This window comes from Tenacibaculum piscium (genome assembly GCF_021390715.1).
Taxonomy (GTDB): domain Bacteria; phylum Bacteroidota; class Bacteroidia; order Flavobacteriales; family Flavobacteriaceae; genus Polaribacter; species Polaribacter piscius.
The window spans coordinates 23,998-44,648 of record NZ_JAJGWT010000002.1 but is presented as its reverse complement, the minus strand read 5'-3'; the positions used below and the strand labels follow the sequence as shown (position 1 = coordinate 44,648).

The window sequence follows — 20,651 nt, the reverse complement described above, 5'->3', positions numbered from 1 at the left end:
GTTATTTATTTAGAATAAATAAAAATAATATTTACTGCTTGTTTTTTTAGACTAAAAAGTTTTGTTAAACTATCTTTGCAGTATTGTTTAAAATTATTTTTTGTTGCAAAAATCTTGTGTATATATATTCATTTTACTGTATCTGGTAGCGATGTTGCGACCAGTAGCTCCCTTTGTGGAGTACGCGATAAATTATGATTATATCTCTAAAGTTTTATGTATTAATAAAGACAAACCCGAACTTCAGTGTAACGGAAAATGTCAATTAATGAAAAAAATAGAACAGCAACAAGAAGATGATTTTAAATCGCTTCGTATTCACATGGAAGAATATCCTATTGGTTTTGTAGAATTATTAAATTTTACAGAAAATAATACAATAGATATTTTTGCAGTTGAAGAATTTTCGTATCGTCAAACGTATTCTTACCTGTTTGAAACTGCTACTTTTCATCCACCTAATTCTTCATTTTTATATCGGTTAGCCTAATTTATACTTGTGTTTTTAATACAGGTTTCGTGGGCTGTTTATCAAAATTTAAAAAATTTAAACATAATTTTTTGATGACTTAAAAAAGTTCATCAAAATAGAAACACCTATAAAATGAAAAAAATATTTAGTTTAATAGCAATCGCTATCGCTTTTACCTTTGCTTCTTGTAATGATAATGAAACTTCAGAATTAACAGGGAAAAATAATGTTTCCATTGATTTTGATGCTTCTTTCGCAGGAGAAAATTTAGTTTTAGGCGTAGAAAAAAACTTAATTGATGGAGATACAAAACAAAAATTAACCATTAATGCTTTTGATTATATTGTCGGAAATTTTGTGTTAGTTACCGAATCAGGAGAAGAATATGTATATCCAAAGGAAAAAAGTTTTTTTATCATCAGCGAAGGCGGAAAAAAATATAATAAAACGACCAAAGAATATACAACATTACCAGCAAAAACAGCAATCAACTTAACAGATGTGCCTGCTGGAAAATATACTAAAATTAAATTTGGTGTCGGTATTGACGAAGATACTTATAAAGGTGGAAAACAATTTGCCAATAATCTTTGGGAAAGAGCCGAAGAATATTCATTAGTTTGGGCGTGGGCTACAGGATATAAATTCTTAGTATTAGAAGGAGTTACTCCTAGTTCAATAATTAAAAAACAAGAAAACACTAAAAGTGTAAGCCAAGAAGCAGCAGTTCAGATATTTAAATATCACGTTGCTGCAGCTGCAAATGATGGTGAATATGCTAAAGGAAAAGAATTATATAAAGAAATTACCCTTGATTTAACTAAAAATCCTTTTTTAGTAGCTAAAGATAAATCACCACAAGTACACCTTGCCGTAGATGCTAGTAAAATGCTTACAGGAAAAAATACCATCAATGTTTTAGAAACACCTGTTTTAATGGGACCTAAAACTACAGGGATTTCAGAAAATAGTCTGAAAATGTTCGCTTTTGATCACTTACATTATAACGAAGAAAATCATTAGGAAAATTAATAGTTTTTAGTAAAATCAGTTCCTGAAAAATATCATAAAAAATTTAGGAACTGATTTTAAAATCAGATAAACGTTAATTAAAAACCTATAAAAAACGTATAAAATGAAAAATTATTTTTTTGTTTTAGTCGTTTTTGTATCACTGTTTTCCGCTTGTAGTGAAAAAGAAAACGTGTATACAAAAATGCCTGTTGCCTTTGAAAAACCAAGTAATTTCCCAGAACCAACTTATAATTTTCAGAGAAATCCGCTTACCGATAAAGGAATCGCCTTAGGAAAAAAGATTTTTTATGATGGCGTTCTCTCTTCAGACGGAACAACTTCTTGTGCCTCTTGTCACGAACAAACCTTTGCGTTTACGCATCACGGACATCAATTTAGTCACGGCGTTGATGGTAGAGAAGGAACACGAAATACACCGCCAATTCAAAATATGGCGTTTCAAAAACATTTTGCTTGGGATGGAGCCACATCACATTTAGATATGTTTCCAATCGTGCCAATTACCAACCCAAACGAAATGGATGAAACTGTTTCGAATGTTATCGAAAAGTTGAAAAAGAAAGCTCCGTATAAAAAAATGTACGAAGAAGCTTTTGATAACGGCGAAATAACCTCAGAAAATACTTTTAAAGCATTATCGCAATTTATGCTGACAATGGTTTCTGCAAATTCAAAATATGATACATATATCAGAAATGAAACTGACAGCAATTTTTCATCAGAAGAAAAAAAAGGACTAAAAATTTTTCAACAAAAATGCGCAACCTGTCATCAAACCGATTTATTTACAGACGATTCTTTTCGAAATAATGGATTATCAATAGATCCAAAAATTCAAGATGTTGGACGCATGGAAACAGCTTTTGATAGCAAAGAAAAATATAAATTTAAAGTGCCAAGTTTACGAAATATCCAAGTAACCGCACCCTATATGCATGATGGAAGGTTCTTAACACTCGAAGCAGTACTTAATTTTTATTCCGATGGCGTTCAAAATACTGAAAATTTAGATCCAATTTTAAAACACAACGGAATACTCGGAATACCATTAACAACACAAGAAAAACAAGCAATTATTGTTTTTTTAAAAACACTTACAGATGATACCTTTCTTACAGATAAAAGATTTGAACCTTAATAAAATAGTATTTTTAATAAGTATATTTATAGGAACACAGTGTTTTTCTAAAGATATTTTCCCGCCTTCGTATAAAGCTTTTTTAGAAGAAGAATGCGATGCCTGCGGATGTAGTAACAACGGAGGAAGTTTAGGAATGGGAGGTGTTATCGATAATAATTTTGTAGGAGTTCGATATTTACATCAAAAATACCAATCAAAAGATGGAATTTTTAGCGATTCTCCTAAAATTAACGAGTTCTTTAATACTGTACAAATTTGGTCAAGAATCCCAATTATCGAAAACCTAGAACTGCAAGTTTTTGTACCATATCATTTTCATCATAGAGAATATATCACTAAAAAAACATCCATAAATGGACTCGGAGATATTAGCCTATTTGCCAATTATTCAATAATTAATCAACAAAAAGCAACCTATAATAAAATAACAGATAGAGTTCATTCAACCAATCATGTCGTAAAAATAGGAGCAGGAGTTAAATTACCAACAGGAAATTATAATGAAAAAATTAATAATTCGGTAAATCCTAGTTTTCAGCTAGGTACGGGAAGTGTCGATTATATCGCAAACCTACAATATGTGTATAAATACAACAATATAGGCGTTACCAATTATGTAAATTATTACTACAAAACAACCAACGATAAAGAATATAAATTTGGAAATCAATTCAATTTTAATAGCGCCTTCTTTTATGTTTTTAAAGATAATAAAGCACATGCTTTTGTGCCTTCTTTAGGAGTATCAGGTGAGTTTTATCAAAGTAATGAAAAATATAATTTACCCGTAAAAAATACAGATGGTCATGCTATTTTTACCAATATCGGGATTGAATATAACAGCGAAAAACTAACTTTTGGAGCATTAGCAATGTATCCAATTGACCAAAATTTATCACAAGGAATTATTGAAGTTCAATACAGAACAAGTGTATATATAAACTATAACTTCTAAAAAAATAGTTTAAAAAAAAATTCAACAAATTTACAATAATGAAAAAAATACTACTTTTATTCATAGGACTTCTAGTGCCTATATGTAACGTTTTTGCACAAAAAATATATAAAGGAAAAATTACGGATGAAAATAAAAACCCAATTATTGGAGCTTCTATTGTTTCTACGATTGATAAAAATATAGGAACAGCTTCTGATTTAAATGGTGATTTTATAATTAAATTAACAAACTCAAAAAATCAGAAAAATGTAAAAGTAACAATTACAACAGTCGGGTATCAAACAAAAATTGTAACACTTCTTGATAAACTAAACAGTATTCAGTTAAAAGAAAATCAAGAAAGTTTAGAGGAGGTTATTGTAACTGCTTACGGAACGTCTAAAAAAAGAAGTTTAATCGGTTCGGCAAATAAAGTAAGTAATAAGGTTCTTAAAAGAACAGCTTCTGCAAGTTTTGAAACAGCTTTACAAGGAAGTGTTGCAGGGGTTAATATTTATACGACAGGTCAGCCAGGAGGAAGTTCTAATGTTCAAATTAGAGGAATTGGTTCTATTAATGGAGTAACTCAACCTCTATATGTTTTAGATGGGGTTGTTATTAATTCTGATAATAATTCTCGTATCGGAGGTAATGGGGCTGTAAATAAAATGAATCCGTTATCTACGTTAAATTCTAATGATATAGAGAGTATTACTGTGTTAAAAGATGCAGCAGCAGCTTCGTTATATGGGTCTAGAGCAGCTAATGGAGTTATTGTAATTACCACAAAAAAAGGAACTAATGGCGATACAAAAATGACCTTTTATACAGAATTTGGACCTACATTTAATTTAACCGAGGAAAAAACAATAACAAATACTCAATTTAAAAATCTTTGGGAAGAAGGACAGTTACATCAGTATATTCAAAATAATGAAAATAGTGAGTTTTCTAGAGTCTATAAAGATGCAGTTCTGTATGCTAAATATAAAAAATCTTCACAAAACGATTATGAGTCAATTTATGGAAATAAGCAGGTTAATTCTGATTGGCTAGATGCTATTTATAGAACAGGTTCTGTACGTAAATATGGTCTTTCCGCTAGAGGAGGTAATGAAGATACAAGGTTTTATGCATCAGGTAGTTATTTAGAAAGAGAAGGAACTATTATTAAATCAGATTATAAACGTTATTCAGGAAGACTTAATATTGAAAATAAAGCTAAAGATTGGCTTACTATTGGTATGAATCTTTCTGTAGCAAAGTCAGAAAGAAATACAGGGCAGTATGATGGAACGTATGCAGGAGGATTAAACCCATTATATATGGCTCGAGTTTTACCTCAAGCAGCACCTATTTATGATGCTAAAGGGTATATGGGAATTGCAAATTTACCAAACGGAATTGAAAAAAATGCGAATCCTATAGGTATTATAAAAGTAGGAGAATATATTAATAATGAATTTAGAGTTAGAGGAAATGCTTTTGCTCAAATCAATTTAACGAAAGAATTTAATTTTAAAACAACTTTCGGAATCGACCATCAAAATAATGAAGAATCTTTATATGATAATAAAGAATTTGGAGCTGGTGGAGGTAAATGGAATGGTGTTTTATATGTTTCACAGGGTAAAGCTTTTCAATATACATCGTCTAATTTATTAACATTTAATAAAGAAGTTAATAAACATGCTTTTGGAGCTTTATTAGGATTTGAATCTCAAGTATCAAAAATGAAATCAATAAATAATTCAGGGTATGATATTTTAGATAATGAGTTATTATCTTCAAGTAGTATCGGTTCGTTATGGTCTTGGAAAGGACATTCTGAAAACTATGCCTTATTGTCTTATTTTTCTCAATTCAATTACAATTTTAATAAAAAATATTATTTAGCAGGAAGTTTTAGAAAAGATGGTTCTTCTCGTTTCGGAAAAGATTCGAAATGGGGTAATTTTTGGTCTGTTTCAGGAGGCTGGATTATCAGTGAAGAAAATTTTTTAAATATAGATGCACTTAATTATTTAAAACTTAGAGCTAGTTATGGAACAAATGGTAATTTACCTCCAGAACATTATGCTTCATTAGCTTTTTTCGATTCTGCTAAAAAAGGATACGGAGGTTCATCAGGGCTTTCATATGGACAGTTAGCAAATCCTAATTTATCGTGGGAGTTAAGTAATAATTTTAATATAGGAATTGATGCTGTAGCATTTAATAAGTTAAATGTTTCGTTAGAATACTTCTCAAAGAAAACGAAAGATTTACTCTTAAATATTCCTGTATCAGGAACTACGGGTTTTAGTAATCAACTACAAAATTTTGGAGAAATGAATAATTCTGGTTGGGAATTGGAGTTAGGTTATACACCTATTTCTAGTACTGATTTTTCATGGAATACCAAATTAAATCTATCATTATTAACCAATGAGGTAACCAAGTTAAAAGGAGATTTAACACCAACGTATAACTCTAAATATGGTCAAAATCCTACAATTGTTAAAGTAGGAGAAAGTTTAAATTCTTTTTATTTAAGAGATTATGCAGGAGTTAATAAAGAAAATGGATTGGCTCAATATTATGTTTTAAATCAAGGAAAGCGAACAGGAGAAATAACAACAGATGCAAAGTCTGCAGGATTTGGAATTTTTGGAAAAGCACTTCAAAACATTCAAGGAGGGTTTTACAATCAGTTTACATACAAAAACTTAAATCTAGATTTTTTATTCACTTTTGGATTAGGAGGAAAAGTATATGACAGAACAGCTTTTAAAAGAGATGATGATGGACATGCTCCACAATTTACAAATACGACAGCACAATTAAATCCATGGAATCCAAATAATCTTAGTTCAGATGTGCCTATTAGAATTAACGGTAATAATACTTTTTCAAATGATGTTTCTACAAGACATTTATATAGTGCAGATTATTTAAAATTAAAGAACGTTAAATTAAGTTTTAATTTACCTAAAATGAAAATAATTGACGGTGGAAGTGTATATATTCAAGCAGATAATTTATTGATGTTTACAGAGATGAATGATTATGACCCTGAAGCAATATCTAATGGTGTTAATTTCTTTCAAACACCAACAGCAACTAGTATTCTATTAGGATTTGAATTAAAATTTTAAAAATAAATTAACGATGAAAAAATTAAAATATATAAAGATAGCAATATTGCTTGTCGGAATCTTTGTACAACAAGGATGTAGTGATGAAATATTAACCCAAGACCCTGACCATGTAATTTCAGAAGTATTAGTTATAAAATCAGTTGATAAACTACAAAGTTTACTTAATGGCTCATATAATGAAATATCAAAAGCATCATATTTAGGTCGTAATTTGTATAAGAGAGCAGCTGTAAAGGGAACTGATTTTAGGTTTGTAAAAACAACATATAATCCTAGAGATTACGAGCAAACCGAATATAAATATAATGAAAGTAGTAATAATAATGGTGGTGCAGAAAGTTTATGGCTACAGTCTTACAAGGCAATAGGAAATCTTAATTTAATATTAGATAATATAGAAAATGCTGAAGGAAGTAATATTGATAAAAAACAAATTAAAGCAGAAGCCTTAGCACTTCGTGGAATGATATATTTTGATTTAACAAGAACATTTACCTATCCTTGGATTAAAGAAGGAGAGAAATCACAAGGATTGCCATTAAAATTATCTTCTTCAGAAATTGTTATTGAAAGAAGCAATTTAGGTGCAACTTATAATCAAATTATTTTAGATTTAAAACAAGGGCTACAATTAATTAAAAATGATTCATGGGCAGAGGGTAGCACCAAATATATTACTAAAACAGGAATTAATGCTTTATTAGCTAGAGTGTATTTATACAAGCAAGATTGGAATAATGCCCTTTTTTACGCTAAAAAAGTAATAGCTGTAAGAGGAGAAAGTTACCTTATGGGAATTGATAATTATCAATTTAATGATTATACATCAGAATCGCTTTTTGAAATTAGTATAGATAACCAGAACTCAGTAGGAAGTAATGGTTTGGGCGCTCAATTTGATTTTCGTGAAGGAGGACAAGGCGATGTTATTGCTACTCAAACTTTTGTTAATTTATTAAAATCGTATAAAGGAGACCCCCGAAAAAATTTATTAACAGATGATAAAGAAGGTACAAAGATGGGCTTTGTAAAATATATTAATAGAGAAGGAGGCTCAGGGTTAAGTATTCATAATGTTCCAGTAATACGTCTTTCTGAAGTTTATTTAATAGCTGCAGAGGCTTGTGTAAATGGAGCTTCTGGACTTTCTGAAGCTAGAATGTATCTTAATACTTTAATAAGAAAACGAACAACAGATTTTGATACTCATAAAGTAACAGTGTCAGGGAATGCTCTTAAAAAACGGATACACGAAGAACGTAGAAAAGAGTTGGCGCTTGAAGGACACGGAGTTTATGATTATATAAGAACAGGTACAAATATTAATCGCCTTATAACAGACCATATCAATACAGGTTTAAAATCTAATAATTTGAATATAGTCGCATTTTCACCACAAACAATATACCCGATACCTGCAAGTGAGGTAAAAGCATCAGGAATGAAACAAACAAAAGGGTATTAATTATTTTTATTTTTAAAAAAAAGGGTCTCAATTTTTTGAGACCCTTTTTTTTGATATTTATTAAAAATCACTTAAAAGTACATAAGCTGTTTTTATACTTGGCGTTTTATTATGGAGCGATGTCCATGCAAAATATACTTTATCTTTAACGACTTCCATTTGAGGAAATCCAGATTTTCGAGAGCTATTTATTTCACTAATAATAATAGCTTTAGATTTATATCCTGAATTATTTACTTTTACAGCCATTAAATAACTTTTATCATTCAATAATTCAATCCAAGAAACTAAGGCGTTTTTGTTGTCTAGTAATTTAATATCAACCCTACCTAAAGTTTCTTTATTATTGATTAAAACAGGTGGAGAAAAATTAGCACCACCATCTTGAGAAAAAACAACTTTAACAGTCGGTTTATCGTTTACAGCAGTGTACCAAGCTACTGCCACATCATTGTTTAAAGCATCAACTTTAGGGCCATTTACAGGACATCCTTTAATCATCCATTGGTCATTATAAATAGGTTGAGGTGTAATCCATTTACCATTTACATATCTTGTTATAGAAATATCTCTAATCTCATTATCAGTCCTATCACGATATAAAACTATAGGACCATTTTTAGTAATTGCAGCGGTAGTTTGGCAACAACTACATGTTTTTGAATCTAAAAGAGTTCTATTTGTTATTTTACCATCAGAAGAAACCTCTGCCGATCTTAGGGTCATAGTCCCTTGATGCCCTGCGTGTCCATTGTTTTTGTTAGCATTTATTGAAGCTGTATTTCTTCCGTCTAGCCAGGTTATAAAAAAATGATTATTATAAGGAATCATTGTTACAAATCCATGTTCAGTTTTAGTAGTATCATCATGAAGTGGTAAATTTACTAGCCACTCTTTTTTTTCTTTAGAGAATATATTTAATTTGATATCATAAGAATAGGTTTCTTCAGATGATTTTTTTAAAAAATGAGATAAAATAGTATTATTGTTTGCCGAAATAGAAGGGAAATCAGCCCAGTTTACAAACCAATTTTTACCTTTTATTATTTCTTTTGATTTCTCCCAATTTCCTTTTTTTAGTTGTGAATAATTAAGCTGATTTATAGAGTCGTTTATTTTTTTGTTCCACGATAACAATAGTGTTCCTTTTTTAGTTGTAAATAGATAGGGTAAACTAGTTTGATTGTTATCATCTAAAGTTATAAAATTGGTTGTTTTTTTTTGATTAGAATTACATGATATTAATGTAGAAATAATTAATAATAATATATATAGGTTTTTATTTTTCATTTATTTGAGTGTGTATTTTTAAGTTTTTTTAAATCTAAAACACCTATGTTTTTAGAAACTTCTATACCTTTTTCATTATATATAAAAGTAGTGGGTAGTGAGTAAATTTTTAAATTAATAAGGTTTTCTTTATATTTAATAAATTTTAATTTAAGATTATTTTTTTCTTTAAAATTTTTAATTTCCTCTATACTTTGATCCGAAACAAAAAGAAGAATGTAGTTTTCTTTTTCAAAAAAGGCTTTATTTTGGGAAAATAACATAATTTCACTTCTACAGTTTTTACACCAAGTTGCCCAAAAATTTAATACTACTTTTTTACCTTTATAATCACTTATATTTATGGTATTTCCATATAAGTCGATATATTTTTTTGTTGTATATGCTTTGTTATATTCGTTTGATTTGTTTTCTTTTTCAGTTGTTTTACAGCTTGTTATAGTACTTGTTGATATAAATAAACTAACTAATATACTCTTTTTTATATAGTAGAGGTACGTCATAAACTTAATAATATTTCCTAGTCAAAAATAAGAATATCTAAAAGAATAAAAATTGATTAATACTGTTTTAAATTTAACATAAGTATAGGTAATTATTAAGGTTTTTTTTCTGTAAGGATTCGTAATTTTGAAGACCAAATAGTAATAATAGCAATTTAAAAATAATTTAGAATGAAAAAAAGTCTCTTAGTAATAGCTGTTTTAATGCTAACAATATTATTTTCTAATCAAGTAAAAGCACAAAGTTTTGCAGGATTAGATAAAAGTCCGATGGATGCGGCGGCATATCCTAGTAGTTATCGAATTTCAGATAAGTTGGTAAAAGTAATTTATAGTCGTCCGCAATTAAAGGGAAGAGCCGTTTCTAAATTAGCACCCAATGAAAAAGTATGGAGAACAGGTGCTAACGAAGCTGCCGAAATTACATTTTATAAAGATGCTAATTTTGGAGGAAAAGAAGTTAAAGCAGGTACTTACACATTATTTACCATTCCTGGAGATAAAGAATGGACGGTAATTTTAAGCACCGCTAAAAATGTATGGGGTTCTTATCTTTATAGTGAATCGGAAGATGTGGTACGTGTACAAGCAACGGTTTCTAAAGCGACTAAAAAAACAGAAGTATTTTCTATTGCCTTTGATGGAAAAGATACTGATTTTAATATGTATTTAGGATGGGGAACAACAATAGTTGAGGTTCCTGTAAAAGCATAATTTTTTTATATTTAATTTCTACAAATAGGTTTAAAAATCAATTGATTTTTAAACCTATTTGTATTTATTTAAGAAGATTTTTGCTAATAAAAAATAAACAAATATAGTATTTAAAATAAACGTAAATTTGTCGCTTCTTAAACGAAATACAATGCAATATAATCATCAAGAGATAGAAAAGAAATGGCAACAGTTTTGGGCAGATAACCAAACGTTTAAAGCCAGTAATGAATCAGAGAAACCTAAATATTATGTGTTAGATATGTTTCCTTATCCTTCAGGAGCGGGTTTACATGTTGGGCATCCTTTAGGATATATTGCATCTGATATTTATGCACGTTATAAGCGTCATAAAGGATTTAACGTATTGCATCCGCAAGGATATGATTCTTTTGGTTTACCAGCAGAACAATATGCAATTCAAACAGGTCAGCATCCAGCAATTACTACAGAAACAAACATTAATACGTACCGTCGTCAGTTAGATACTATTGGTTTTTCTTTCGATTGGTCTCGTGAGGTGAGAACTTCTAGCCCTGAATATTATAAATGGACACAGTGGATTTTTATCCAATTATTTAATTCTTGGTATAATAAAGATTCAGATAAAGCAGAAGATGTTTCAACTTTAGTTTCAGTATTTGAAACAGCAGGAAATGCATCTGTAAATGCTGTATCAGAAGAAGATATCGCTGTTTTTTCTGCGGATGATTGGAATGGTTTTTCTGATAAAGAAAAAGAAGCTGTTTTATTACAATATCGTTTAACTTATTTATCTGATACCGAAGTAAACTGGTGTCCAGGATTAGGAACGGTATTGGCAAATGATGAAATTATAAACGGTGTATCAGAACGTGGAGCGCATCCTGTAATTCGTAAGAAAATGACACAATGGTCTATGCGAATTTCAGCATATTCACAACGTTTATTAGATGGTTTAGAAAACATCGATTGGCCACAACCTTTAAAAGATAGCCAAACAAATTGGATTGGAAGAAGCCAAGGAGCAATGGTAACTTTTAAAGTTGATGCTTTAGAAGTTGAAGAAGGTGTAAAATTATCATTCAAAGAATTAGAGGCATTAAAAGAAATGCGTTTAAACTTATCAAAGGCTGAAGAGGTACTTTGGAATGAGTTAAAAAATAAAAAAGGAGCATCAAAATTTAGAAAAAAATATACTATCGGTACGTTTTTAGTAGATTATGTATGTTTAGCAAAAAACATTGTAGTTGAATTTTCTGGAAAAGAAGATGAAGCGGCAAGAACTACTTATTTTACAAACGAAGGACTTCATATAGTTCGTTTTACAAATGAAGAGGTTTTAGAAAATGTTTTAGGTGTTGTTTCTAAAATTAACAATACCATTCAATTTGCAAAACCTCTTGAGAAATCAACAGTTGAGGTAGCAGAAACAGTAGTACAAAACGATTATGTAATAGACGTTTTTACCACAAGACCTGATACTATTTACGGAGTATCTTTTATGACACTAGCTCCAGAACATGAGTTAGTAGCTAAAATTACAAGTGAATCTCAAAAGAAAGCTGTTTATGCTTATATCAAAGCAACGGCAAAGCGTTCTGAAAGAGATAGAATGGCAGATGTAAAAACTATTTCAGGAGTATTTACAGGAGCGTATGCTTTACACCCATTTACGGGAAAACAAGTGCCAATTTGGATTGGTGATTACGTATTAGCAAACTACGGAACAGGTGCAGTTATGGCAGTTCCTTGTGGTGATCAACGTGATTATGATTTTGCAAAAAACTTCGGATTAGCAATTCCTAATATTTTTGCTGATGTTGATATTTCTGAAAATGCACATGCTGATAAAGAAGGAACTAAAATTGCAAATTCTGATTTCTTAGATGGTTTATCATATAAAAAAGCCATGAAATTAGCTATCTATGAAATGGAAAAGCAAGGTTTCGGTTTTGGAAAAATAAACTACCGTTTACGTGACGCTGTATTTAGTCGTCAGCGTTATTGGGGAGAGCCTTTTCCAGTTTTTTATAAAGATGGAATGCCACAAATGATTGACGCAAAATACTTGCCAATTGTTTTACCAGAGGTTGAAAAATATTTGCCAACCGAAGATGGAAAACCACCTTTAGGAAATGCTGAAGCTTGGGCTTGGGATACTGAAAAAAATGAAGTAGTTGCTAATGATTTAATTAATAACGAAACTATTTTTAATCTAGAATTAAACACAATGCCAGGTTGGGCAGGAAGTTCTTGGTATTTTAACCGTTATATGGATGCTACAAACGATGGAGAATTTGTAAGCAAAGAAGCGGCTGATTACTGGAAAGAAATCGATTTATATATTGGAGGTTCTGAACATGCAACAGGACATTTATTATATGCTCGTTTTTGGCAAAAATTCTTGTTCGATAAAGGCGCTTTACCTGTTGATGAGTTTGCTAAAAAATTAATCAATCAAGGAATGATTTTAGGAACATCAGCACTTGTTTACGAAGCATTGTTTGATGGTAAAAAACATAATTTATATGTTTCATCTGATTATTTCCAAGGAGAAAATCAAATAGAAGATACTGAAGCTGATGATAAATTAGGTTCTCGATTACATAAAAAATTAGTAGAAGCAGGTTTAACAGAAGAAACTGAAGAATCTTTAACGTACAGACCAATTCATATTTGTGTAAGTACTTTAGAAGGCGATATCAATGTAAATATTGATAAATTAAAAGCTTGGAGATCAGAATTTGAAACTGCTGAGTTTGTTTTCGGAAGAGACAATCAATTTGTGTGTTACAGAGAGGTTGAAAAAATGTCAAAATCGAAATACAATGTTGTAAATCCTGATTTAATTTGTGAAGAATTTGGAGCAGATGCATTGCGTTTATTTGAAATGTTTTTAGGTCCTTTAGAACAAACTAAACCTTGGAAAACTTCAGGTATTTCAGGAGTATATTCTTTCTTAAAGAAATTATGGAAATTATATGTTGGCGAAGAAGGAGTTATTATAACTGAAGAAGAACCAACCAAAGAAGAATTTAAAATTTTACATAAAACCATTAAAAAAGTAGCAGAAGATATAGAGAATTTCTCTTTTAACACTTCGGTTTCTACTTTTATGATTGCGGTAAATGAATTAACTGCTTTAAAATGTAATAAACGTGCGATTTTAGAACCAATATTAACATTAATTTCTCCGTATGCACCACATATTGCAGAAGAATTATGGAGTCAATTAGGGCATGAAGGTTCAATTTCTACCGTTGATTTCCCTGAATTTGATGCTTCTTATTTAGTAGAAAGTTCAAAAAACTACCCAGTTTCTTTTAACGGAAAAATGCGTTTTACTTTAGAATTAGCATTAGACTTATCGAAAGAAGAAATAGAGAAAATTGTATTAGCAGACGAGCGTACAATTGCGCAATTAAAAGGAGAAGCTCCTAAAAAGATAATTATTGTTCCTGGAAAAATAATTAATCTTGTAGGGTAATTACCTTATAAATAAGTAACTAAATTTTTTATATAAAGCCACAAACAATTAATTGTTTGTGGTTTTATTTTTTAAGCTATTTTTGATTTTAAAAATATAAAGAATGAATTTATTTAAAACAATTTCTCTTTTAGTACTACTGTTTTTAGCAACAAGCTGTGCTTCTGGTTATAAGACGATTAACCCTGAAACGCTTAATTATGTATCAAAAAGTACCGATAAAGGGGTTATTCTTGAATATAAATACGAGTTATTGAAAAAAAAATATCATAAAAAAGAACTTTCAAAAGGTATTCGGTTAATTGCAGTTAAATTGACTAATAATTCTGATAAAGATGTTGTTTTTGGTAAAGATTTAAAATTAACCTACGACGATGGCGCAGGTTTATATATTATGGAAAATGAAATGGTTTTTAAATCATTAAAACAAAGCGTTGCTTCTTACTTATGGTATTTATTATTAACACCATTAAAATTTTACACCACTGACTCTAGTAATGGTTATCATGAAGAAACAAGCTCAACACCTGTTGGTTTAATTGTAGGACCAGGAATAGCAGGAGGAAATATGATTGCTGCAAATTCGGCAAATAAAAAATTTAAAAAAGAGTTATTCGACTATAATATTACCAATACCACCATTAAAAAAGGGACAACAGTTTCAGGGTTAATCGGCGTACAATCTGACGGATATCACGCAATTAAACTAGTTGTTTTAGACTAACTTAGCGTTTGTTTTCTAATTTAAATTCTGATAAATAACCCGTTTGTTTGTCAGAATTTATAGTTTTAATTATTAATAACTTGTACTAAAAAATAGTAAATGCAAAAATTACCTTTCAAGAGTTCGTGGCTTTTTTTATTGATTCCTATTGGAATGATTTATTTTGTATTTGTACCGCAAATTCAAAAGCAATATGAAAGATATAACAATAATCAAATAAATCTTCAAAATGATATCCACACTTTAGACTCTTTAAAACACGCCAAAAAACTAAATCGAAAAGGCACACATTTACTTAAAAAACTAGAAATTACAGTTGCTGTTCATCAAAAAGTGTATGGAAAACAAAAATTTCTATATTATAAAACAGGCGGAATGTTACTTGTTTTAGTATTTATGGGAATCGGTATGCTAGTAACAAGTTATCTTTCTAATAGAAAAAAAACATCCTCTAAAAACAAACAAATCGATTTTAATTTTGATGATTTTAATGCCGATGAAATAGGGCAGAAAATTTCATGGAACGCTTTAGAAAGTTCAGGAAGCAATTTCGCGAGTGAAACCTTTAAAAAAACACCACAAGGTTATAAAATAACAGGAAGTTCGTTTACCAAAGTTTTTGCGTGGAGTTTTTTCTTGATAGGATTAAATTATGTCGCTGTTTCATTTTACGAATATTATCAAACTTCTGATATTCCGCTTACTTTTATGAAAGGGGGAAAATTGTTTTTTACATCAGGCGGTGTTTTCTTAATTGTAGGAGTTATTTTATTATTTATGTTTTCGCCCAAAGTATATATATATACCCGAAAAAGAAAAATAATTGTAGGAGCAGAATTATTAACATTTCAGTAAGTACACGCCTTACAGGTTTTAGAAAAATTCATATCAGGAAGTAGCTCTTCAGGAAGTTATTTTTCGTACGAATTAAATTTAATTACTAAAGATGGAACACGTTATAATTTATTAAATCATGGTGATAAAACCTACATTTTAAGTGATATGATGAAAATTAGTCAACTCTTAAAAGTGCCTGTTTGGAATAATGGTGTAGTTTAAATCTTTTTTATAAATCTTTAAATCCGTAAACTTTTAGTAATTTGTCATCCAAAAAGAACCCAATCTGTGCATATTTTATCTTGTAAAAAACCGAGCTTAACTGTTCAATATTTTGAGGCTATTCATAAAATATCAACCGATATTTGGACGGAATTAAATTGTACCGATAACACTTATTTTCATCCGAAGTATTTAGAAGCTTTACAGCAAAATAATTCAAAAATACAATTTTCATATCTTATTTTATTTGATGATAAAAATTCACCTGTGGCTTTTGTAACGCTTCAAATTATTGATTTCCATTTGGATAGTATTAAGAATGAAATGCAGTCAACGTTAGATTGGCTACAATGTACGGGCGAAAAATTGGGTTTTTTACCTTCAAAAAAAGTGTTTAAAATACTGGTTTGTGGTAATGTTTTTGTTAGTGGACAACACGGAATTTTCATCAAAAAGAACCTAAGAGAAACTCAATCTGAAAGTCAAATTATAGCTGCGGTAAGCAAAGCAATTTTGGAATTTTCAAGCGTACATCCGCAGAAAAATATTGATGCTTTTTTAATTAAAGATTTTGAAAATAAAACATTATTAACAACTGAACGTGTCGATAAACAGGGATATAAACCTTTTAATGTTGCTCCGAATATGGTGTTTCATGTCGCTGAAAATTGGCATTCTTTAGATGATTATTTAGCGGATTTAAAAACTAAATTTCGAGTAAAAGCTCGTAAGGCTTTAAAGCGAAGTGCGGTTTTAAAAACTGAAGATATTACTACAGAAAGAGTTACTGAATTATTTTCAGAAATGACTTTTTTGTATCAAAATGTAGCTAACAAAGCGAGTTTTAATTTTTCTGATTTCAATTTGCAAACCTATCAAATGTTAAAAGATAATTTAGGTGATGCCTATTTTTTAAAAGCCTATTGGTTGGAAGATAAATTAGTTGGTTTTTTATCAGGAATTAATAATAATGGTTCTTTAGATGCGCATTTTGTAGGTATCGATTATGATTATAATAAAGAATATGCCATTTATCAACGAATGTTATACGATTATATTTCTTTAGGAATTAAAGAACAAGTAACACGTATAAATTTTGGACGAACGGCAAGTGAAATTAAAAGTTCGGTAGGGGCTGTTCCGCAAGATTTAACGATTTATTTACGTCATAAAAAAACAATTACAAATTGTATTTTAAAGTTGTTTCTGAAAAAAATTCAACCCACAGAATTTACACAACGATTTCCTTTTAAAAACAAAGAATCAAGCTAACGATAATTTACAACTATGAAAAATACGCAAGAATTATTAAATATATTAACGTTAGAAGATTTCGGAAATAATAATTTCAACGGAATAAGTAAAGATATTGGCAGTCCAATTGTTTTTGGAGGACAAGTTTTAGCACAGTCTTTAAATGCAGCGTATCGTACGGTTTCTGATGAGCGTATTTTACATTCCTTGCATTCTTATTTTTTAGAAGCAGGAAATCTAGAACTGCCAATAACCTATAATGTACAAGTAATTCGTGATGGAGGAAGTTTTTCTACAAGGCGAGTAACGGCATCTCAAAATGATAAAACTATTTTTATTTTAGCGTGTTCTTTTCATAAAAAGGAGGAAGGTTATGAGCATCAAAAGCCAATTAAAAAAGACATAAAACAGCCTGAAGAATTGTTAAGTTGGTCTGATATGTTGGTTGAGTTTAATGATTTTTTACCTAAAAAATTAAAAGCTTTTTTAAGTATTGAGCGTCCTATTGATTTTAAACCTGTAACGCTTATAAATCCTGTTGATAGGAAAGATTTGCCTGCTGTAGTTGATGTTTGGTTCAAATTAAAAGATGCTCCAAGTAATTTAAGCTTGGCTATTAAACAGCAAATTTTAACGTATATTTCAGATTATAATTTATTAACAGCTTGTTTAAATCCGAATGCGAGTGTTGCCAATTTTGGAAATACGCAAATGGCGAGTTTAGATCATGCGATGTGGTTTCACCGCGATTTTGATTTTTCCGATTGGCTATTGTTTTCAATAGAAAGTCCTAGTTCACATGGTGCTCGTGGTTTTGCACGAGGTAATATTTACACTCGAAAAGGCGTTTTAGTGGCTTCGGTAGCGCAAGAAGGTTTGATGCGAGCAATTAAAAATAAGGAATCATAAAATCAGAATTATATAAAGTAATTTAAATATTTTTTGAAGCAATTTCCCGCTTTTCGCACTCGCTTTTTTTATTTTTTTTGAAGGAAAAAAAACAAAAAAGAGCTCAAACAATTGCTTCAATCGGGGCTAGGCATTTGTGCTAAAAAGGAAAATTTAAATATGTAGGGGCGAACCTATGTGTTCGCCTCATACGACGTAAATCAGGTTTTTATTTTTAAACAGCCTCAAAAAGATATACATTATTTTATATCTTTCAAAAGCAGTTGAATATTGGTATTTCCGTTCCAAGTATTTTCATCGAGAGCGTAGGCAATATCAAAATCATTTTGAATTAAAGGCAGTTTTTTTCCTAAATTAAATCCGATGGCATTGTATGTTTTTTTATCGGCACCATAAATAATATTGAGTTTTAAATGTGTTTTATCGGCACCGACTTGTTTTCCAAAACCATTATCTCTAACAGATGTTGTTGAAAAAGTAGGTCTCATATTTAAAGGACCAAAAGGCGCCATTTGTTGTATGATTCTAAAAAATTTAGGCGATATTTCCGATAAATCTAACTCGGCATCAATATTAATTTCAGGGGTTAATAAATTTTTATCAATAGTTTTAGCAACGACTTCTTCAAATTTATTTTTGAAATTCTCGTATTGTTCAGGCACTAAAGTTAAACCTGCCGCATATTTATGTCCGCCAAATTGTTCGATAAATTCGGAACATTCTTCTAAGGCATTATAGACATCGAATCCTTTTACCGAACGAGCCGAAGCCGCTAATTTATCGCCACTTTTTGTGAAAACTAACGTAGGTCTGTAATACGTTTCAATTAATCTTGATGCTACAATTCCGATAACGCCTTTGTGCCAAGTTTCATCAAAAACAACCGAAGTAAATTTTTCAGTTTCGTTATTTTCTTCAATTTGCGCTAACGCTTCTTTGGTAATTTTTTTATCAATTTCCTTTCTATCGGCATTAAATTTTTCAATTCCAGATGCAAATTCAATTGCTGTTTCTAAATCCATTTCGGTTAAAAGTTCCACGGCATAATTACCGTGTTTCATTCTTCCTGCGGCATTTATGCGCGGTGCGATGATGAAAACAACATCGGTAATTGTGAGTGTTTTTTTATTTAATTGTTCAATAATGGCTTTAAATCCGTTGCGTGGTTTTGAATTGATTACCTGTAATCCGAAGTACGTTAAGGTTCTATTTTCGCCAGTCATTGGAACAATATCGGCAGCAATTGCCGTGGCAACCAAATCTAAATACGGTATTAAATCATCAATAGTTTGCCCTCTTTTTGATGCTAATGCTTGAATCAATTTAAAACCAACACCACAACCACATAATTCATCATACGGATAAAAACAATCGTCTTGTTTGGCATTTAAAACCGCCACCGCTTTCGGAATTTCTTTGCCAGGTTTATGATGATCGCAAATAATAAAATCAATGTTTTTTTCAGCTGCGTAGGCAACTTTATCAATGGCTTTTATACCGCAATCTAAGGCGATAATTAAAGAGAAATCATTATCATCGGCAAAATCAATTCCCATATACGAAACGCCATAACCTTCGGCATATCTGTCAGGAATATAGGTGGAAATAGTTGGGTGAATTGTTTTTAAATAAGATGAAAGTAACGAAACTGCCGTTGTTCCATCGACATCATAATCGCCAAAAACTAAAATATTTTCGTTGTTTGCAATCGCTTTTTCAATGCGTTGTACAGCTAATTCCATATCCTTCATTAAAAAAGGATCGTGCAAATCATCCAAAGAAGGACGGAAAAATTGTCGTGCTTTTTCAAAAGTATCAATATTTCGTTGCACTAAAATTTTAGCCAATGTTTTTTCAACCGATAAATCTTTGGCGAGTTGCGTTACTTTTGATAAATCGGGAGTTTGTTTTAAATGCCAACGCATAATTTTTCTAGCTTTTTTCTGATGATGTTACACTAATTCTTGCAATCTTTTTTATTGCTGATGAAAATGATTGGTCGTTGTAATTTTGGCAAATTGTCGAAACATTTCCATAACGCCACAATATTTATCTACTGATAATTGTACGGCTTTATTAATTTTTTCTTGCTCTAATTTTGAAAATAAAGTATCATTATAAAAATGATATTCGACCAAAACTTTATGATAATATTTCGGATGTTCTTCGGTTAATTCGCCGATAACAATCATTTTAAAATCAGCGACAGAAACTCTCATTTTTTTCAATAATGAAACTACGTCTAAACCAGAACAACCAGCAAGCGAAGAAAGCATCAATGCTTTTGGTCTTAAACCATCGCTATTACCGCCATTTTCTTTTCCAGCATCGATAAAAATTTTGTGTCCACTAGGATTATCAGTTTCAAATTGCATGTTTTCTTTCCAAACTGTTGTAACGGTATTTGAAGCCATATTTTGTGTGTTTTTAATTATTATGATATTTTTTTTGATAAATAGAGCTTGTTTAAAAATTAAATAAACTGTCAGTTCGAGTGATTTTTTTCCTTCAAAAAAATTGTATCGAGAACTTTTTTGTA

At 30.3% G+C, this 20,651-nt stretch carries 16 protein-coding genes; 12 read left to right on the top strand and 4 right to left on the bottom strand.

Annotation, left to right across the window (positions count from 1 at the left end; translation table 11 throughout):
* The first annotated feature begins 268 nt into the window (after positions 1-268).
* The 6 genes from L0U77_RS02385 (at position 269) to L0U77_RS02360 (ending at position 8,190) form a co-directional block, all read left to right on the top strand.
* Positions 269-490, top strand: coding sequence for a hypothetical protein (locus L0U77_RS02385; protein WP_233897658.1), 222 nt, complete (start codon positions 269-271; stop codon positions 488-490).
* Between the two features lie 114 nt (positions 491-604).
* Entirely contained in the window at positions 605-1,495 is an 891-nt protein-coding gene (locus L0U77_RS02380) for an MbnP family protein (RefSeq protein ID WP_101918629.1), read from the top strand.
* Positions 1,496-1,607: 112 nt separating this feature from the next.
* Complete coding sequence (locus tag L0U77_RS02375; RefSeq protein ID WP_233883357.1) at positions 1,608-2,645, top strand: cytochrome-c peroxidase; 1,038 nt, start codon at positions 1,608-1,610, stop codon at positions 2,643-2,645.
* On the top strand, positions 2,608-3,603 hold the full coding sequence (locus L0U77_RS02370) for a transporter family protein (protein ID WP_101918631.1): 996 nt from the start codon (positions 2,608-2,610) through the stop codon (positions 3,601-3,603). Before L0U77_RS02375 ends, L0U77_RS02370 begins: the two co-directional genes overlap by 38 nt.
* Positions 3,604-3,641: 38 nt before the next feature.
* Positions 3,642-6,722, top strand: a complete 3,081-nt coding sequence (locus tag L0U77_RS02365; protein ID WP_233897659.1) for a SusC/RagA family TonB-linked outer membrane protein — start codon at positions 3,642-3,644, stop codon at positions 6,720-6,722.
* 13 nt (positions 6,723-6,735) lie between these two features.
* Positions 6,736-8,190, top strand: a complete 1,455-nt coding sequence (locus tag L0U77_RS02360) for a RagB/SusD family nutrient uptake outer membrane protein (protein WP_233897660.1) — start codon at positions 6,736-6,738, stop codon at positions 8,188-8,190.
* Between the two features lie 60 nt (positions 8,191-8,250).
* Here L0U77_RS02360 and L0U77_RS02355 read toward each other — a convergent pair whose 3' ends face one another.
* Together L0U77_RS02355 and L0U77_RS02350 are read right to left on the bottom strand one after the other, a co-directional pair.
* A complete protein-coding gene (locus L0U77_RS02355; protein ID WP_233897661.1) occupies positions 8,251-9,480 on the bottom strand; it encodes a hypothetical protein in 1,230 nt (409 codons plus the stop codon).
* The gene (locus L0U77_RS02350; RefSeq protein ID WP_233897662.1) at positions 9,477-9,983 is read right to left on the bottom strand and encodes a peroxiredoxin family protein; all 507 of its coding nucleotides are present in this window, start codon (positions 9,981-9,983) and stop codon (positions 9,477-9,479) included. The genes L0U77_RS02355 and L0U77_RS02350 overlap by 4 nt, the downstream gene beginning before the upstream one ends.
* Positions 9,984-10,154: 171 nt before the next feature.
* Between L0U77_RS02350 and L0U77_RS02345 the strand changes: the two genes are divergently transcribed.
* The 6 genes from L0U77_RS02345 (at position 10,155) to L0U77_RS02320 (ending at position 18,112) form a co-directional block, all read left to right on the top strand.
* Entirely contained in the window at positions 10,155-10,697 is a 543-nt protein-coding gene (locus L0U77_RS02345; RefSeq protein ID WP_233883365.1) for a DUF2911 domain-containing protein, read from the top strand.
* A gap of 151 nt (positions 10,698-10,848) precedes the next feature.
* Entirely contained in the window at positions 10,849-14,166 is a 3,318-nt protein-coding gene (locus L0U77_RS02340) for a class I tRNA ligase family protein (protein WP_233897663.1), read from the top strand.
* Between the two features lie 103 nt (positions 14,167-14,269).
* A complete protein-coding gene (locus L0U77_RS02335) occupies positions 14,270-14,890 on the top strand; it encodes a hypothetical protein (protein ID WP_233883367.1) in 621 nt (206 codons plus the stop codon).
* 99 nt (positions 14,891-14,989) lie between these two features.
* Entirely contained in the window at positions 14,990-15,745 is a 756-nt protein-coding gene (locus tag L0U77_RS02330) for a hypothetical protein (protein ID WP_233900682.1), read from the top strand.
* Positions 15,746-16,015: 270 nt separating this feature from the next.
* Positions 16,016-17,221 carry a GNAT family N-acetyltransferase gene (locus tag L0U77_RS11920; RefSeq protein ID WP_233883369.1) on the top strand — a complete coding sequence of 402 codons (1,206 nt, stop codon included), beginning with the start codon at positions 16,016-16,018 and terminating at the stop codon, positions 17,219-17,221.
* A gap of 15 nt (positions 17,222-17,236) precedes the next feature.
* A complete protein-coding gene (locus L0U77_RS02320; RefSeq protein WP_233897666.1) occupies positions 17,237-18,112 on the top strand; it encodes an acyl-CoA thioesterase in 876 nt (291 codons plus the stop codon).
* A gap of 239 nt (positions 18,113-18,351) precedes the next feature.
* Here the strand turns inward: L0U77_RS02320 and recJ are convergent, their stop codons facing one another.
* A complete protein-coding gene (gene recJ / locus L0U77_RS02315) occupies positions 18,352-20,037 on the bottom strand; it encodes a single-stranded-DNA-specific exonuclease RecJ (protein WP_233900681.1) in 1,686 nt (561 codons plus the stop codon).
* 51 nt (positions 20,038-20,088) lie between these two features.
* Positions 20,089-20,526, bottom strand: a complete 438-nt coding sequence (locus L0U77_RS02310) for an OsmC family protein (protein WP_101918642.1) — start codon at positions 20,524-20,526, stop codon at positions 20,089-20,091.
* Between the last annotated feature and the right edge of the window lie 125 nt (positions 20,527-20,651).